Source organism: Flavobacterium sp. WC2430 (assembly GCF_040822075.1).
In the GTDB taxonomy this organism is placed as follows: Bacteria; Bacteroidota; Bacteroidia; order Flavobacteriales; family Flavobacteriaceae; genus Flavobacterium.
In genome coordinates, this window is record NZ_CP162007.1 from 3,692,574 (window position 1) to 3,709,442 (window position 16,869).

At 32.1% G+C, this 16,869-nt stretch carries 14 protein-coding genes; 9 read left to right on the plus strand and 5 right to left on the minus strand.

What is annotated here, in order from left to right; genetic code table 11:
• Positions 1-9: 9 nt before the first annotated feature.
• Complete coding sequence (locus AB3G36_RS16095) at positions 10-438, minus strand: hypothetical protein (protein WP_367754456.1); 429 nt, start codon at positions 436-438, stop codon at positions 10-12.
• A 266-nt stretch (positions 439-704) separates the two neighbouring features.
• Here AB3G36_RS16095 and AB3G36_RS16100 point away from each other — a divergent pair, with 266 nt between their 5' ends.
• Entirely contained in the window at positions 705-1,475 is a 771-nt protein-coding gene (locus AB3G36_RS16100; protein WP_367754458.1) for a response regulator transcription factor, read from the plus strand.
• A gap of 34 nt (positions 1,476-1,509) precedes the next feature.
• On the opposite strand, the gene AB3G36_RS16105 is transcribed toward AB3G36_RS16100, so the two are convergent.
• Complete coding sequence (locus tag AB3G36_RS16105; protein ID WP_367754460.1) at positions 1,510-3,894, minus strand: 7TM diverse intracellular signaling domain-containing protein; 2,385 nt, start codon at positions 3,892-3,894, stop codon at positions 1,510-1,512.
• 165 nt (positions 3,895-4,059) lie between these two features.
• Here AB3G36_RS16105 and AB3G36_RS16110 point away from each other — a divergent pair, with 165 nt between their 5' ends.
• The 5 genes from AB3G36_RS16110 (at position 4,060) to AB3G36_RS16130 (ending at position 9,957) form a co-directional block, all read left to right on the plus strand.
• Positions 4,060-5,568 carry an FMN-binding glutamate synthase family protein gene (locus AB3G36_RS16110; RefSeq protein WP_367754462.1) on the plus strand — a complete coding sequence of 503 codons (1,509 nt, stop codon included), beginning with the start codon at positions 4,060-4,062 and terminating at the stop codon, positions 5,566-5,568.
• Between the two features lie 401 nt (positions 5,569-5,969).
• A complete protein-coding gene (locus AB3G36_RS16115; protein ID WP_367754464.1) occupies positions 5,970-6,548 on the plus strand; it encodes a non-canonical purine NTP diphosphatase in 579 nt (192 codons plus the stop codon).
• 204 nt (positions 6,549-6,752) lie between these two features.
• A complete protein-coding gene (locus tag AB3G36_RS16120) occupies positions 6,753-8,684 on the plus strand; it encodes a DEAD/DEAH box helicase (RefSeq protein ID WP_367754466.1) in 1,932 nt (643 codons plus the stop codon).
• Between the two features lie 88 nt (positions 8,685-8,772).
• Complete coding sequence (locus AB3G36_RS16125) at positions 8,773-9,540, plus strand: carboxypeptidase-like regulatory domain-containing protein (RefSeq protein ID WP_367754468.1); 768 nt, start codon at positions 8,773-8,775, stop codon at positions 9,538-9,540.
• Between the two features lie 78 nt (positions 9,541-9,618).
• Positions 9,619-9,957, plus strand: coding sequence for a DHCW motif cupin fold protein (locus AB3G36_RS16130; RefSeq protein ID WP_367754470.1), 339 nt, complete (start codon positions 9,619-9,621; stop codon positions 9,955-9,957).
• 256 nt (positions 9,958-10,213) lie between these two features.
• Here the strand turns inward: AB3G36_RS16130 and AB3G36_RS16135 are convergent, their stop codons facing one another.
• Positions 10,214-11,677, minus strand: a complete 1,464-nt coding sequence (locus AB3G36_RS16135) for an aminoacyl-histidine dipeptidase (protein WP_367754472.1) — start codon at positions 11,675-11,677, stop codon at positions 10,214-10,216.
• A 101-nt stretch (positions 11,678-11,778) separates the two neighbouring features.
• Between AB3G36_RS16135 and AB3G36_RS16140 the strand changes: the two genes are divergently transcribed.
• On the plus strand, positions 11,779-12,849 hold the full coding sequence (locus AB3G36_RS16140) for a DUF3810 domain-containing protein (RefSeq protein ID WP_367754474.1): 1,071 nt from the start codon (positions 11,779-11,781) through the stop codon (positions 12,847-12,849).
• Between the two features lie 438 nt (positions 12,850-13,287).
• Here AB3G36_RS16140 and AB3G36_RS16145 read toward each other — a convergent pair whose 3' ends face one another.
• Positions 13,288-14,592 carry an NAD(P)/FAD-dependent oxidoreductase gene (locus tag AB3G36_RS16145; RefSeq protein ID WP_367754476.1) on the minus strand — a complete coding sequence of 435 codons (1,305 nt, stop codon included), beginning with the start codon at positions 14,590-14,592 and terminating at the stop codon, positions 13,288-13,290.
• A 258-nt stretch (positions 14,593-14,850) separates the two neighbouring features.
• Here AB3G36_RS16145 and AB3G36_RS16150 point away from each other — a divergent pair, with 258 nt between their 5' ends.
• Both AB3G36_RS16150 and AB3G36_RS16155 read left to right on the plus strand, forming a co-directional pair.
• Positions 14,851-15,345 (plus strand): RNA polymerase sigma factor, encoded by a 495-nt coding sequence (locus AB3G36_RS16150; protein WP_367754478.1) that lies wholly within the window; start codon positions 14,851-14,853, stop codon positions 15,343-15,345.
• Between the two features lie 5 nt (positions 15,346-15,350).
• Entirely contained in the window at positions 15,351-15,983 is a 633-nt protein-coding gene (locus AB3G36_RS16155; RefSeq protein ID WP_367754480.1) for a hypothetical protein, read from the plus strand.
• A gap of 38 nt (positions 15,984-16,021) precedes the next feature.
• On the opposite strand, the gene AB3G36_RS16160 is transcribed toward AB3G36_RS16155, so the two are convergent.
• Complete coding sequence (locus AB3G36_RS16160; RefSeq protein WP_367754481.1) at positions 16,022-16,831, minus strand: lysophospholipid acyltransferase family protein; 810 nt, start codon at positions 16,829-16,831, stop codon at positions 16,022-16,024.
• Positions 16,832-16,869: the final 38 nt, after the last annotated feature.

The window sequence follows — 16,869 nt, forward strand, 5'->3', positions numbered from 1 at the left end:
CTAAAAAAATTATTGAAAGTCTTGATCTTTTAAAACTACTTTAATTAATGTGTATGGCTTAATATTATTAATAATTAGATCATACTTTTTTTTAATAGATTCGTAGTCGTTTGAGAGTTTGGCTCCACCATAATAACCTGAGTTATCTGGAACCACTACATTAATTGTTTGTAAATTAGGATTTTTTGCTTTTACAGCATCAATAAACAACTGCATTTTGGGATTGTCAGGCAACATTTTTTTACCTTGTGCAGTACACCAAAAAATATCTCCTTTTATAATATTACTTACCACCGCGGTTTTATGGAATGAATCTGTTCCTGTAATAAAAAAATAACCTTTGTCGCTACATGGCAATTGTGCCTTTACCTCATTAAAACTCATCATTACTATTAGAATTACTAATAAACTTGTTAATTGTGTGATTTTTGTTTTCATTATATTAAAATTTATTGTCTCACATAGGTTGTTCCATTGGCATTAAAAGACTGTTTGTCTTCTGCCATCACAATAGTTACTTTACCATCTTCTTTTCTATAATTACTTAATCGATACGATTATTCTATTTTGACATTACCGTGATAAAAACAAATTTCGATATAAAAGAGTGTTAAAAAAATCACTATTTGTAGGTATTTTTTAAGTGAAAATTAACTATTTTAGTCTTTTATATAACTTTTTAGGAAAGCAAAAAACTAAAATAAATGGAAAACAACACCTCATTGTTTTACGATAATGTAAAAAAAGTATGGAACGAAATTGCAAAAAAAAGTGACATTAAAAATGTCACTTTTCAAGTAGAATTATATAAAAAACTAATTGATTTTTTTCAGGTAGGAAATTATTACTATTTTATTTTTAATGTTCAAAAAGCAAAATTTGAATACATGAATGAAAATATATTTACAACATTAGGTTATAATTCTGACATTTTAGTAGCGGATTTCTTAAAAAAAATTCATCCTGAAGATCAATCTTACTTTCTTAATTTTGAAAAAGAACTTAATATTTTTTTTAAGACGTTAGAATTAGATAAAATCAGTAAATACAAAGTTCAATATGATTTCAGAATAAAAAATGCTAATAATATATATAAAAGAATACTCCATCAATTAATGATTATTCAGCATGATGATGAAAAAAACTTACTTCTTTCTTTTGGAGTACATACTGATATTACACATGTCAAAGATAATGGAGTACCCAAACTATCATTTATCGGTTTCGAAGGAGAACCTTCCTATCATAATGTAAAAGTAGATTCAGTTCTATATCCCACAAAAGAAATTTTAAGTAAAAGGGAAAAAGAAATTTTAGGATTAATCATTCAAGGATACAAAAGTTTCGCTATTGCTGATACACTTTGTATTAGTAAACACACCGTTGATAGCCACCGCAAAAACATTTTAAAGAAAACAAATTGCCATAATGTATCTGAACTGATTTCAAAATCATTTCAAAATAGCTGGATATAACTTTACTTTAAAATTATAATCAACAAAGGTTTAATTAAATCAGTTTTTTTATGGCTTGGTACAAGGTCTCTTTTTTAATAGGCTTTGTTAAATAATCATTCATTCCTATTTCTGTAACTCTTAATTTGGTGCCTTCCATAACATCCGCTGTTACCGCTATAATAGGAATGTTTGCATACGCTGAACCTATTTCACCATTACGTATCGCAATTGTTGCCTCATAACCATCCATAACAGGCATTTGCAGATCCATTAAAACAATATCAAAAGTATTGGTTTTAAAAGCATCCAATCCCTCTTGTCCATTATTCGCATAAACAACATTTGTATTCAACCATTTTTTAGTAATCATCTTAATCACCATTTGATTAATTGAATTGTCTTCAACCACTAAAATTGTTTTTCCCTCTAAATCATACACTTCAGGCTCAGCTGGAACTACATCCAATTTTGGTTGCTCCACACTTTCAAAATCAATCGTAATTTTACAAGTGGTTCCTTTACCTGGGTAACTATTCATTACAATAGTCCCTCCTTGCATATCAACCAACGTTTTTACAATATAAAGTCCCAATCCTAAACCGCCAAATTTCCTTTTATTATCAATACTATTTTGAGAGAATGAATCAAAAATACTATCCATTTTTTCCTTTTTAATACCAACACCGGAATCCGATATGGAAATAATCAAACTCACCTTATTATCTGGTTTAATTTGAGATTCAATATCGAAATTTACAAAGCCTTCGGAAGTAAACTTAATAGCATTACTAATAACATTATTTACTATTTGCGAAAACCGCATTTCATCTCCCTTAACTAAAAGTGGAAAACCATCTCTCTTAGAAAAATTAAACTCTAATCCTTTATCTTTAGATCTTAACTCTGCGGTCTCTTTAATTCGCTCCAAAGTATGCAAAGGATTGAAAGGCACACTTTCTAATCTCAATTCGTTCTTTTCAATTTTTGAAAAATCAAGAATATCATTTACGGAGCTTAATAAACTATGAGAAGAATACTTTATAACCTGACAGTTTTTTTTGATTTTTTCATCCTCCACATCACTGGAAACCGAATCAATTAAATTCATAATCGCGTTCAAGGGCGTTCTTAATTCATGACTTATATTCGATAAAAAATAAGATTTCAAATCATTCATTTCTTCTGAACGTACCAAAGCCAGGCGATTTAATTCGTTTTTTTCGTTTTTAAGATTTCTGATTAAATTAGACATCGAAAGCGAAAGAAAAATTATTTCTAATCCAGTTCCAAATTTGGAACTGTTTTGAGTTATAAAATTATTAGGCACCATTCCAAAGTTATTCAGGATAAAAACGGTGAACCCAAGAATTAAAAAGAATATACCAATTGTAAATAAAGAATCAACCTTCTTTTTTTTATAATAAAGGTAAATTACGGAACAAACAATTAGAATCAAAAATATTAGTGCCAGCACATTTACAGCTACGTAACAAAATGATAAAGTGGCAGGAATAAAAAGTGTACAAAGAAACAAAACCCCTAACGTAGCATAACTAACATTAAATAATCTATAAAAAGATTTACTGTTATCTTTTATTTTCAAGAAAACTTCACTGTATTTACCTGATAAAAAAGCAGCGACAATAGCTAATAATAAAACAGCATGATTAGAAAACCATCCTCCATTTGGGGTGATGTATTTAAAGAAAAAACCATCTAAAGAAAACTGCAATAAACCAACAAAAACTACATATAAACTATAATATAAAAAAGTTTTTTCACCCAATGCAAAAAAGAAGAAAAAGTAAATTATTGCTGCAATTGTTAATATTCCATAGAATATACCAAATAGAAACTGCTCATTTGAAATCATGTCTATAAAACTCCTAGAAGTATATAACATCAAAGGCATTTTTAATACCTCACCATCACTTTTAAGATGCAAAAACATTTTTATTTTCTCTTTTGGTTTGATTATAATATTAAAAATCGACTTCCGATTGTCAAAAGAACGCATTGAGAAAGGAATATTATCTCCACTTTGTTGCTTTAAAATCTCTCCCGTTGACTCGTCTATAAGGAACAATTCAACCACATCAGTTATCGGGCGAGCCGTTTCGAGGTAATAATTCAAAACAGAATCGGTATCGTTTTGAAGCCGCAATTTTCCCCAGTAATTATCATTTGTAAAACCTAAATCCTCATTTTCAGTCTGTAATGCTTGAGGATGCAAAGAATCATAGTTTGAAATTATATATTCTATGTCAAGAGTCTTATCGCCTACATTTATTATCGATGCCTGTTTATGCAACGAAATGACATTAGGTAAATCATTAGAATGAAATACGTATTGAGAATAAGAATTTGTTAAAAAAAAGAAGAATAAAAAGAAGAATATTTTGGATTTACTTTTTGTGGTATTATTATACAATCTCATATCTTGACCTTTACTATTTATTAATATACGTAATAAAATATAGTTTAGTTTTATTGCAAATATATTGAAAAATAAAAATAGATATTTTTTCAATAAAATCTTACATAAATCAATAAAGAAGCTATATTCTTCTTAATTTAGTACTCCCACTAAAAACATCTTCACATGAGAAAAAAATTTTTTGTTTTTGTAACTATCGCTTTCTTACTATCCATGCTATTCTATATCTATTTCAATACAAGTTTAGTAATATCACTCGTTTTATTATTACTCTTATTTATTGGATTCCTTAACAGTTTACAACACAAGCATGCTATTTTACGAAACTTCCCTGTACTGGGATATTTTAGATATCTATTTGAAATGATAGCTCCGGAAATACAACAATATTTTATTGAAAGAACGACAGACGGCAAACCTTTTTCTAGAAATGAACGTTCCCTTGCCTATGAAAGAGCCAAAAATATCGATGCTACAACCCCTTTTGGGACGCAATTAGACATCAACCAATCTAGTTATGAAGGGATCAAACATTCTATATTTCCAGCAAAAGTTAATCATGAACTTCCAAGAATAACGGTTGGTGGCCCAGATTGCAAACAACCGTATTCAGCTTCCTTATTAAATATTTCAGCCATGAGTTTTGGCTCATTAAGCGAAAATGCGATTATTGCACTTAATAAAGGTGCAAAAAAAGGAAACTTTTATCACAATACTGGTGAAGGGGGATTAACGGAATTCCATTTACAAGGAGGAGATGTTACTTGGCAAATAGGTACTGGATATTTTGGATGTCGAACAAATGAAGGGAATTTTGATGCTGAAAAATTCAAAGAAAAAGCCAATCATCCTTTTGTAAAAATGATCGAAATAAAACTATCTCAAGGAGCAAAACCTGGGCATGGAGGTGTCTTGCCAGCAGCCAAAAACACAGAACAAATCGCAAAAATAAGAGGTGTAGAACCCCATACCACCATACTTTCACCACCTAGTCACACTGCTTTTAGTAACCCCGAAGGCTTGATTCAGTTTATAGCCCAACTACGTCAATTATCAAATGGAAAACCCATTGGATTCAAACTATGCATTGGCCAAACCAGTGAATTTGAATTAATTTGTCAAGAAATGATTCTGCAAAATTGCTTTCCTGATTTCATAACAGTAGATGGGGCCGAAGGTGGAACTGGAGCCGCCCCTCTTGAATTTTCAGACGGTGTAGGAATGCCATTTGAACCCGCAATGATCTTTGTAAACAAAACATTAATCAGCTTAAACATTCGTGATAAAATACGCGTGATAGGAAGTGGTAAAATTATTTCAGGCTATTCCATTCTTAGAGCAATTGCAATGGGGGCAGACATGTGCAATAGTGCCCGTGGTTTTATGTTTTCATTAGGCTGTATTCAAGCATTACGTTGCAATAACAATACTTGCCCTACTGGTGTTGCAACCCAAGATAAAATGTTAATGAAAGGATTAGTTGTTACAGACAAATCTGAAAGAGTGTACTACTTCCATAAAAACACTTTACATGCTGCAAACGAACTTTTAGCGGCAGCTGGTAAATCCAGTTATAATGAAGTCGATAATTCTATTTTTATGCGTGGAGATGAATTCACTAAACTATCTGATCTCTATTTTCCAGATAACTTAACGAATGTCTCTCGTTTTTAATAAAAATAAAAGAGAATCATTTTATTTATGCCAAAAAAAAGGAGGGCATCTATAGCCCTCCAGTTGTCAGTTCTGATTTACCATTATCAACTCATACCTCTAACAGTATAGCTGACTATTGCGTTTTTTTATCTTATGTGAAGATTAAAAATACACAAGTAATTAATCAAAACCACATAGTAAAGATACATCAAAATAAAACCCAAATCCATAAAAGACAACCGTTTAACCTCAATTTAACTCATTCTATTTAGAAAATATAAAAAAGATAGACTTTTAAGAAAAAAACTGAAATTTACATCTAATTCGTTTTCAACAAAGGATAAAACGCAAATAATAGAAACCTCTATACCTTTTAAATAATAGTATATTTGTTTTACAAAATTATAAAGATTAAAAATATGCAACTTGTTTTCGCGTCCAATAACAAAAATAAAATAAAGGAAATTCAACAATTACTTCCAGCTACAATACAATTGTTAAGTTTAGAAGACATTGGTTGTCATGAAGAGATTCCAGAAACTGCGGATACTATTGAGGGAAATGCAATTTTAAAAGCAAACTATGTCACTCAAAAATATGGTTATGATTGTTTTGCTGATGATACAGGACTAGAAGTAGAAGCCTTACACGGTGCTCCAGGAGTGTACTCCGCCCGATATGCCGGAGAACAAAAAGATTCAAACGACAATATGAATAAACTGTTGACTGATTTATCAGGGAAATCGAATAGAAATGCACAATTCAAAACGGTGATTACTTTAAATAAAGATGGAAAACAACAACTATTTACAGGAATTGCTACAGGGAAAATTACTGAAGAAAAATGGGGTGACAAAGGATTTGGCTATGATCCCATTTTCAAACCAGAAGGGTATCAAGAAACTTTTGCTCAACTATCATCAGAAATAAAAAACAAAATCAGTCATCGAGGAAAAGCAACACAACAATTAATTGCCTTTTTAATAAACGAAGAATAATTGTTTGAAATACAACATTTTTTGTTCTAAATTTTAAATTTTAAGTCAAAAAACAGCACTTAAAAATTCAAATCACGAGCTTAAAACTCGAAAGAAAAATATAACTTTCTGATAATCAAATAATAATAAAACATTAAAACTTAAAATAGCATTAGTTTATCTGAATTATAAACAGTAATTTTGCACCCTATTTTAAAAATACATATGAATAAATTTGAACAATTAGGATTGAGTGAATCGTTACTGAAGGCGATTTTAGATCTAGGATTTGAGAATCCGACCGAAGTACAGGAGAAAGCGATTCCCCTATTATTGGAAAAAGACACAGATATGGTTGCGTTGGCTCAGACAGGGACAGGGAAAACGGCAGCATTTGGATTTCCAGTTATTCAGAAAATTGATGCCAACAATAGAAATACACAAGCATTGATTTTATCTCCAACACGCGAATTGTGTTTGCAGATTACCAACGAAATTAAAAACTACTCTAAATACGAAAAAGGTATTAATGTGGTAGCAGTTTACGGTGGAGCTAGCATTACGGAACAAGCGAGAGACATTAAGAGAGGAGCACAAATTATTGTAGCTACTCCAGGAAGAATGCAAGATATGATTAATAGAGGTTTGGTAAACATTTCTCAAATTAATTTTTGTATTCTAGACGAAGCGGATGAAATGTTGAACATGGGATTCTACGAAGACATCGTAAACATCTTATCAACTACTCCAGACGAAAAAAATACATGGTTGTTCTCTGCAACAATGCCTGCTGAAGTAGCACGTATTGGAAAACAATTCATGAAAGACCCTATCGAAATTACTGTAGGAGCTAAAAATTCAGGTTCTGCAACAGTTTCTCATGAGTTTTACCTTGTAAATGCTCGTGACCGTTATGAAGCTTTGAAACGTTTAGCCGATGCTAATCCAGACATTTTCTCAGTAGTTTTCTGTCGTACTAAACGTGACACACAAGCTGTAGCTGAAAAATTAGTTGAAGATGGATACAGTGCTGCTGCATTGCACGGAGATTTATCTCAAGCGCAACGTGATGGTGTTATGAAATCTTTTAGAGGAAGACAAATCCAAATGCTTGTAGCTACTGACGTCGCTGCACGTGGAATTGATGTTGATAACATTACTCACGTAGTGAACTACCAACTTCCTGACGAAATAGAAACTTATAATCACCGTTCAGGTCGTACTGGTCGTGCTGGTAAATTAGGTACTTCTATCGTTATTGTAACTAAAAGTGAATTGCGTAAGATTTCTTCTATTGAAAGAATCATCAAACAAAAATTCGAAGAAAAAACAATCCCATCTGGAATTGAAATCTGCGAAATACAATTATTACACTTAGCGAATAAAATTAAAGATGTAGAAGTTGATCACGAAATTGACAACTACCTTCCCGCAATAAACAATGTTCTTGAAGACTTAACGAAAGAAGAGTTAATCAAGAAAATGGTTTCTGTTGAGTTCAATCGTTTTATCAACTATTACAAGAAAACTAGAGATATTTCTAATCAAGCTTCAGGTTCTGAAAGACGTGATCGCGATGATAGAGATGGTGCTCCAAGAGAAAATAATAATGGTGGTGCCACAAGATATTTTGTGAACATCGGATCTAGAGATAACTTTGATTGGATGTCATTAAAAGACTACTTGAAAGAAACTCTTGACTTAGGTCGTGATGATGTTTTCAAAGTAGATGTAAAAGAAGGATTCTCTTTCTTTAACACGGATCCGGAACATACTGATAAAGTAATGGAAGTATTGAACAACGTACAATTAGAAGGACGTCGTATCAATGTTGAAATTTCTAAAAATGACGGTGGCGGAAGACGTGACCATAATGGAAGAAGTTCAGGTGGAAGTTTTGGTGGAGGAAGAAGTTCTGCTCCAAGAAGAGAAGGTAATTTTGCTCCAAGACGTGAAGGTTCAGGAGGTTTTAGAAGCGATAGAAATTCAGCTCCAAGAGAAGGTGGTTTCAGAAGCGACAGAAACTCTGCTCCAAGAGAAGGTGGATTTGGTGGAAGAAGTTCAGCTCCAAGAGGAGAAGGATCTTCTGACAGAGCACCTAGACGTTCTGAAAGTTTCGGTGATTCACCTAGACCTAGAAGACCAAGAAGAGACTAACATTTATTGTTAATTTTCTGATAATTATATCTGAGAACTACAAAATATTTAATCCTGTTTTACTACTTTTAAAGTTTTAAATCAGTTTATGAAATATTTTGTAGTTTTCTTTTTTATATTACTTTCCATAACTAGCTCAGCTCAAGTTATCACTCCATCTCAAAAAGTATCTGGTTATATCTATAATGATAATACCAAAACACCATTGATTAATGTGAACATAATCAATATCAACAAAGTAAGAGGAGCTCGTACTGATTCTCAAGGATATTTTGAAATTGATGTGCAACCAAGCGACACTCTACATCTTTCTCTTTTAGGATTTCAATCATTGAGAGTTAAAGTAACCAATGACTGGATCAAAAACAAAGTAGCAAAAATCTACCTTACTGAAAAAGCAATTGCACTTGAAGAAGTAGTTATCCGACCATTTAACTTAACTGGTTATCTTGAAGTCGACTCAAAAACAATCCCAACAAACGAAAACTTCCGTTATAGCATTTCTGGATTAACTCATGGTTATGAAGCAGGGGAATATTCACCAAATGCTTTTGGAAGAGTTCTTGGCTCCATTTTCAATCCAGCTGACATGCTTTATAATTTCTTTGGAAACAACTCCAAAGAACTTAAAAAACTTAAGGAAATGAAAAAAGATGATACGGTACGTAATTTATTGGAATCTAAATTTGACAGAGAAACTATTGCTGTACTCCTTGGTGTTGAAAAAAAAGAAATAGCCGAAATTTTGCAACGTTGCAACTATTCCGAAGCCTTTATACAAACAGCAAATGACTTACAAATCATGGACGCTATAAGTGGTTGCTATGAAGAGTATAAAATATTAAAGAAGAAATAATAACACATTTACTAAAAAAATAACAATCCCTAATTACTTGTAGTTTGGGATTTTTTTTAACCTAATATACCTATCAACATGTCAAATATACCTTTTCAAACTATTAATTGGGATACCATAGAAAAAACAGAACACAAAGGAGAAAACGGAACCTCGTTTTGGCAAACCTTACAATTAGGAGGGTTACGAATTCGAAAAGTGAACTATTCTAAAGGGTATCTAGCAGATCATTGGTGTCAAAAAGGGCATATTGTACACTGCTTAAAAGGAAGCTTTATAAGCGAACTGGAATCTGGAAATCAAGTTTCATTATCCGAAGGTGAAACTTATGTAGTCTCAGATGATTTAAGTTCTCATCGTTCTACTTCAATTTATGGAGTTGAATTATTAATCATTGACGGCGATTTTCTAAAATAAAATTCAAACACAATCAATAAATTATATACATTTACTTCAATCAAATAAATTAATAACCGAAAATCTAAATACATATCATGGCAAAAAGTCAAGACGCTAAGAAAACAGCAAAGAAAGAACCGTTAAAAACGGCTAAAGAAAAGAAAGACGAAAAAAGAGAAAAGAAAAACAGTCCAAAAAGAGACTAGTTCTTATTAAATAACAAACCCTCGTTTATCACTAAACGAGGGTTTCTTTTAAAATTTATAACTGAAATTTATTTCAACGGAATATTAGCCAAAATGGCTACTAAAAATTTCCAGAATTTCTGAGAAGAAGAAATACTTGCTCTTTCATCCGGTGAATGCGCACCATGAATCGTTGGTCCAAAAGAAATCATATCCATTTCTGGATAATTAGTTCCCAGAATTCCACATTCTAAACCTGCATGACACGCTACAACACTAGGTTTTGCTCCATTTTGTTTTTCATAAATAGGAACTAGAACATCTAATATTTCTGATTCAGCATTAGGAGTCCAACCCGGATAAGATCCTGAAAATTCCACTTCACAACCCATTAATTCAAAAGCAGAACGTAAACCGTTTGCTAAATCAAACTTAGCCGTTTCCACTGAAGAACGTGTTAAACATTGAACCGTAAGGTTCCCATCTCCTACTACTACTTTTGCAATATTATTAGATGTTTCCACAAGATCAGCAAAATCAGCACTCATAGCATAAACCCCATTATGAGCAGCATACATTGCTCTAACAAAATAAAATTGAGCAATTGAAGGCATTACTTTAGCAGGAGCTGCTTTTAATTTTTCGAAAACAACCTCAAGATTTGGCTCAGTCGTTTTTAATTCTGTTTTGATATCATTTACAATCTGTTGCATATCAAAAACAAATGCTTCATCATACACTTCAGCAATTACTACTGTGGCAACACTTTCTCTAGGAATGGCGTTACGCAAACTACCACCTTGTATTTCAGAAATTTGCAAACCAAAATTATCAAAACCATCAAATAACAAACGGTTCATAATTTTATTAGCATTCCCTAATCCTTTGTGGATATCCATTCCAGAATGCCCACCTTTTAAACCTTTTACCGTAATTTTATATCCAACAGAAGATTCTGGTGTTTCCTCTTCATCATATTCAGCAGTAGCTGTCACATCAATACCTCCAGCACAACCGATATCAATTTCGTCATCTTCTTCAGTATCTAAATTCAATAGAATTTGACCTTGAAGAATCCCTCCTTTAAGATTTAACGCACCCGTCATTCCTGTTTCTTCGTCTATCGTAAACAATGCTTCGATAGCTGGATGTGGAATATCAGTACTTTCAAGAATCGCCATTATAGCCGCAACTCCAAGTCCATTATCGGCCCCTAATGTAGTCCCTTTTGCACGTACCCAGTCTCCATCAACATACATATCAATCCCTTGAGTATCGAAATCAAAAATGGTATCTCCATTTTTTTGATGAACCATATCCAAATGTCCTTGCATTACTATTGCTTTACGATTTTCCATTCCTGGAGTCGCTGGCTTACGAATAATTACATTACGGATCTCATCTTCAAAAGTTTCTAATCCAAGATTTTTTCCAAAGTCTTTCATAAATTCGATTACTCTTTCTTCTTTTTTTGAAGGGCGAGGAACTGCATTCAAATCGGCAAACTTATTCCAAAGTGCTTTGGGCTCTAAATTTCTTATTTCTTGACTCATTTATTATTGTTTGAAGTTTAACATTTTTAAAGTCCAAAGTTACAAAGTTTAAATTCTTTTTCGGTACTAATTGATATTGTAATTATATTTACATTCTATAAATGAATCCTGTGAAACCGAAATACATTTTACCTTTTTTTCTAATTGTTCAAATCATTTTTTTACAAATCATTCCTTTTTACCCAGAATGGATAGAGCAAAACTATAGTAACGGGCTGTACCCTAGTATCGCAGCATTTTTAAGGACTTTTTTAGGAGCGGTTCCATTTTCTATTGGAGATTGCATTTATTTTATTCTTATTTTTTTGATTATAAAATGGTTTTGGAATAAAAGAAAATCTTGGAAATTGCAGTGGAAAAATAACATTTTGTCTATTCTAAGTTTCTTTTCCGTTTTTTATTTTTTGTTTCACAGCCTTTGGGCGTTTAACTATTATCGTCAACCTCTTTTTGAAAAAATGGCTATTCAAAGAGAATATACCGATGCTGATTTACTTGATTTCACCAAAGCTTTAATAATTAGAACAAATAGTATACAGAGACAGTTAGCCCAAAATGACAGTTTGAAAGTAAAATTTCCCTACACCCAAAATCAGGCATTCCAAAAGAATTTAAATGGGTATAAAAACCTATCCAAGGAGTATCACTATTTTACTTTTAACCAAATAAGTACCAAGAAATCACTACTAAGTTTGCCATTATCTTATATGGGTTTTAGTGGTTATTTGAATCCTTTTACAAATGAAGCACAAGTCAATGATTTAGTTCCTATGTATAATTTTCCTACTACTACCTGTCATGAAATGGCACACCAAATGGGCTATGCCAGTGAAAGCGAATGCAATTTTATAGGATTTATGGCTTCTATAAAAAATGAAGATTTGTATTTTCAATACTCAGGGTACAGCTTTGCTCTGCGATACTGCTTAGGTAATTGGGAAATACGAGATAAGAAAATTTTTAAACAATTACTAAAAACAGTTCACCCTGGAATTTTAAAAAATTACCAAGAAAGTAGCAATTTTAGAAAACAATACCAAAGCCCAATTGAAAGTGCATTCCATATTTTTTATGATAATTTCTTGAAATTAAATCAACAAAAAGATGGGATGGAGAGCTACAGTAAATTCATCAATTTAATGGTAAACTATTACAAAGAAAAAAAAGTGTAGATTTAAAAATCCCTAAAAATCTTTTTTTAATACTTTTAACCTGATTAATTGTCCAATTGAAAATATGGGTATTAAATAAAACCAGTTATAAAATTGATATGTTGATGCTAAGTAGCAAGAAATAAAAACTATAACAAAGCATTCCAGTAAAAATAATTTCTTGCAATCAGAGACCGAAACTTTTAATTTTAACCCTATAATTTCAATTAATAAAATAATTAAAACTAGTAATGGCCAAACTAAAATTCCATAAGTAAAAAAACTAAAAATAGAGCCAAAAATACCTATCAGAAAAACACTTGATAAATCTCCGTTTTTTAAACCTAAAATGCTATCAAATAATTCTGACATAAGACCCAAGAAAACTGTCCCTAATAAAAGGCTTAAAAAAATAATATAATTACTGATTAAAATATCTGAACGCTTCATAACTTCTATTTACACTTCATCACTAGTAAAAGAAGTAAAGCTTTTCTTTTTATAAGGGCGAATAATTAATCGTCCTTCCCGGTCAAAACGAATGTAATTGTACACCCAATTCAAGAAAACTACGGCTTTATTTTTGAATCCAATAAGGGAAAATAAATGTACAAACATCCAAACGAACCAAGCAAATACTCCGCTGAAATGATAACTAGGCAAATCAACAACGGCTTTATTTCGACCAATTGTTGCCATAGAACCTTTGTCATTGTATTCAAAAGGCTGCATCTCTTTATGCTGAATTAACTTTATTATATTCTCTCCTAATAATTTTCCTTGCTGCATGGCAGGTTGTGCCATCATGGGATGTCCTTCTGGGTATTCCTTCGTTTCCATAGAAGCAATATCTCCTACGGCAAATATATTGTCATAACCCTTTACTTGATTGAATTCATTCACCCGAATACGTTCTACTTGCTCAACAAGAGATTGTGCATCTAGACCCGCTACAAGCGCTCCTTGAACACCTGCCGTCCAGATTACAGTAGCCGTTTCAAAAGTTAAATCGGAATTAGTGGTAATGGTGCGTCCATCATAATTAGTTACTCGAACATTTTTCCAAATTGTAACGCCCAAACTTTCTAGAAATTTTTCGGCTGCCAATGATGATTTCTCACTCATTGTATTTAAGATTCGGTCTCCGCTTTGTATGAGGTTAATTTCCATTTTTGCAATATCAAGATCGGGATAATCTTTTTGAAGAATTGCTTTTTTCATTTCGGCCAATGCGCCTGCCAGCTCCACTCCTGTTGGTCCACCTCCTACGAGTACAAAGTTGATTAAGCTATTCTTTTCGTCAACATCTGTAGTCAAAACAGCTTGTTCAAAATTTTCCAGAATAAGAGAACGAATATTGAGTGATTGCGGTATGGTTTTCATAGCCATACTATTGCGTTTTATTTCTTTATTTCCAAAATAATTCGTTTTGGAACCGGTAGCAATAACAAGGTAATCATAGCTCAACTCCCCTATTTCGGCAATTACTTTTTTGTTTTTAGTGTCTATTTCTTGAACAGATGTCAATCTAAAATAAAAATTATCATATTCTTGAATTACTTTACGAATTGGATACGCTATAGATCCGGCTTCAAGACCACCCGTTGCTACTTGATACAATAAGGGTTGAAATGTATGGTAATTGTGCTTGTCCAATAAAACTACTTGTACCTTTTTATTTTTTAATTGTTTGGCTAGCGCTATTCCTGCAAAACCGCCACCGATAATAACAATTCTAGGTAAAGTTGAATTTGGGATATTCATAATTAAATGCTGTTTCAAATTTGTAAAACTCAAATATACAAAGTTTAGTGTTTGTTGTTCTAAATTACTGCAACTGAAAATGCAATTATGAAAAATAGACAGTATAGATAGCCCCGATAGCAATGGAAATCCAACGCTTTTTTGCGTGGATTGCAATGGATAGCGGGACAAGACTTTATTGTAATTCAAATCATAGTGCTACAAAATAAAAAAGCGGTACTTTGTAACAAAATCTAAATTTAGATTACTAACGTATATATGAGTGAAAATCTAGAACATTCTTTTGTAAAGCAACTGAAGGACAATCAGAATATAATCCACAAGATATGTAGGTTGTATACTGACAACGAAGATGCACATAAGGATTTGTTTCAAGAAATCACCATTCAACTATGGAAGGCTTTTCCAAAATTTAGGGGCGATAGCAAATTTTCTACTTGGGCGTATCGTGTTGCCTTAAATACTGCCATTACTTTATACAGAAAAAACAAACGATCGATCGCTACAGTTGAATACGAGAGCCGGCAGCACTTTATCAAAGAAGTCGATTACAACTATGAAGAAGAAGAACAGATTAAGCTCATGTACAAAGCGGTTTATCAGCTCAGTGATATTGAAAAGGCGTTGGTCTTTATGTATCTAGAAGACAAAGATTACCGAGAAATTGCAGAGACATTAGGGATTAGTGAAGTCAATGCGAGAGTTAAAATGAACAGAATAAAAGGAAAATTAAAAAAGATATTAAATCCTTAAGGAATATGAAAGAGCTGGATTTATTAAAAAAAGACTGGAAAAAGAACGAGAATTCTTTTGTTCAGATAAGTGAAATAGAGATTTATAAAATGATTCATAAAAGATCCTCTTCTATAGTAAAGTGGATTTTGATTATTAGCATTTTAGAAGTACTTCTATGGACATCCATTAGTATTCTTTTTAATACTGATGACTATTTTAAAAAAATGGATCATATTGAATTGATTCCTTTTATGAAGGGAATCACCTATTTAAACTACGGTGTAATATTGGTTTTTATCTATTTATTTTATAAAAATTACATTCAAATTTCAACTACCGAATCTACTAAACAATTAATGAAAACCATTTTAAGAACAAGAAAAACGGTTCAATGTTATGTATGGTATAATCTAGGAATGGCATTGATTAGTTTGATTATCGGGTATATAATTGCTTTGCTATACAATCCCGAGACAAGTGCTTTAATGAGTCAAATTACAAATAGCGGAAAAGTTATGGCTATAACTATTGGCGTTTTAGTATTAACAACTGTTGCCTTTTTTAGTGTTTTTTGGTTATTTTACAGATTACTTTACGGCATCCTGCTACGCAGATTGTATGCTAATTATAAAGAATTAAAAAAAATAGATTTATAAAAAAAAGAGTTAGCCATGGCTAACTCTTTTTTTTATAATTAATATTCCCACCTACGGAGCTTATTTAATTTTTCCTGCTCTTCTATTTCCTCACACGGAATTACCTTTAGGAAAGACGGATGTTGTTCAATAGCATACTCCACTTTTTCAACAATTTCATCAATTGTATCATTATCATAGTCAATTTCTAAAGGTTCTTTAATTATAAAAGACTGAAGAATTCCTTTCTTTTTCATACGTAGTCCCTTTTTGTCAAATGAACGTCTAAAGCCATCAATTACAATAGGTACCACTATAGGACGGTGTTCTTTTATAATGTGAGCCGTTCCTTTTCGAACTGGCTTAAAAGATTTAGTCGTTCCTTGAGGGAAAGTAATTACCCATCCATCATTTAGTGCCATTTTTATGTTCTCCGTATCGTTAGGGTTTACCTCTTTTTTCTCTGTTACATCAACCCCTTTTGCACGCCAAGTACGTTCAACAGATATAGCTCCAGCATATGCCATAATACGAGGTAACAAACCAGATTTCATTGTTTCTTTGGCAGCTACATAATAGATATTCATCTTCGGTTGCCATAAGTAACATACATTTTTTATGGTATCCTCACGACCACTTAGGCTAGCATTAAAAACATGAAACATAGCTACTACATCAGCAAAGTATGTTTGATGATTGGATATAAAAAGCACATTTGTATCTGGTAGATTCCTGATAATCTCCGAACCTTCAATTTTTAATTCATTAAATCCTCTATAGCGCCTGTGTGTTGCTGCACCAAAAAATCGAATTAACCATTTTTTCAAAAATAGTATATGACCAAAAGGATTTCTCTTAAATAACCCCATAAAAGTGTTTGTTTATTTTTTTGATTTCGGATTACAAA

Coding starts and splice junctions, on each gene's coding strand:
- AB3G36_RS16095 (WP_367754456.1), bottom strand. CDS start 438: ATGAAAACAAAAATCACACAATTAACAAGTTTATTAGTAATTCTAATA.
- AB3G36_RS16100 (WP_367754458.1), top strand. CDS start 705: ATGGAAAACAACACCTCATTGTTTTACGATAATGTAAAAAAAGTATGG.
- AB3G36_RS16105 (WP_367754460.1), bottom strand. CDS start 3,894: ATGAGATTGTATAATAATACCACAAAAAGTAAATCCAAAATATTCTTC.
- AB3G36_RS16110 (WP_367754462.1), top strand. CDS start 4,060: ATGAGAAAAAAATTTTTTGTTTTTGTAACTATCGCTTTCTTACTATCC.
- AB3G36_RS16115 (WP_367754464.1), top strand. CDS start 5,970: ATGCAACTTGTTTTCGCGTCCAATAACAAAAATAAAATAAAGGAAATT.
- AB3G36_RS16120 (WP_367754466.1), top strand. CDS start 6,753: ATGAATAAATTTGAACAATTAGGATTGAGTGAATCGTTACTGAAGGCG.
- AB3G36_RS16125 (WP_367754468.1), top strand. CDS start 8,773: ATGAAATATTTTGTAGTTTTCTTTTTTATATTACTTTCCATAACTAGC.
- AB3G36_RS16130 (WP_367754470.1), top strand. CDS start 9,619: ATGTCAAATATACCTTTTCAAACTATTAATTGGGATACCATAGAAAAA.
- AB3G36_RS16135 (WP_367754472.1), bottom strand. CDS start 11,677: ATGAGTCAAGAAATAAGAAATTTAGAGCCCAAAGCACTTTGGAATAAG.
- AB3G36_RS16140 (WP_367754474.1), top strand. CDS start 11,779: ATGAATCCTGTGAAACCGAAATACATTTTACCTTTTTTTCTAATTGTT.
- AB3G36_RS16145 (WP_367754476.1), bottom strand. CDS start 14,592: ATGAATATCCCAAATTCAACTTTACCTAGAATTGTTATTATCGGTGGC.
- AB3G36_RS16150 (WP_367754478.1), top strand. CDS start 14,851: ATGAGTGAAAATCTAGAACATTCTTTTGTAAAGCAACTGAAGGACAAT.
- AB3G36_RS16155 (WP_367754480.1), top strand. CDS start 15,351: ATGAAAGAGCTGGATTTATTAAAAAAAGACTGGAAAAAGAACGAGAAT.
- AB3G36_RS16160 (WP_367754481.1), bottom strand. CDS start 16,831: ATGGGGTTATTTAAGAGAAATCCTTTTGGTCATATACTATTTTTGAAA.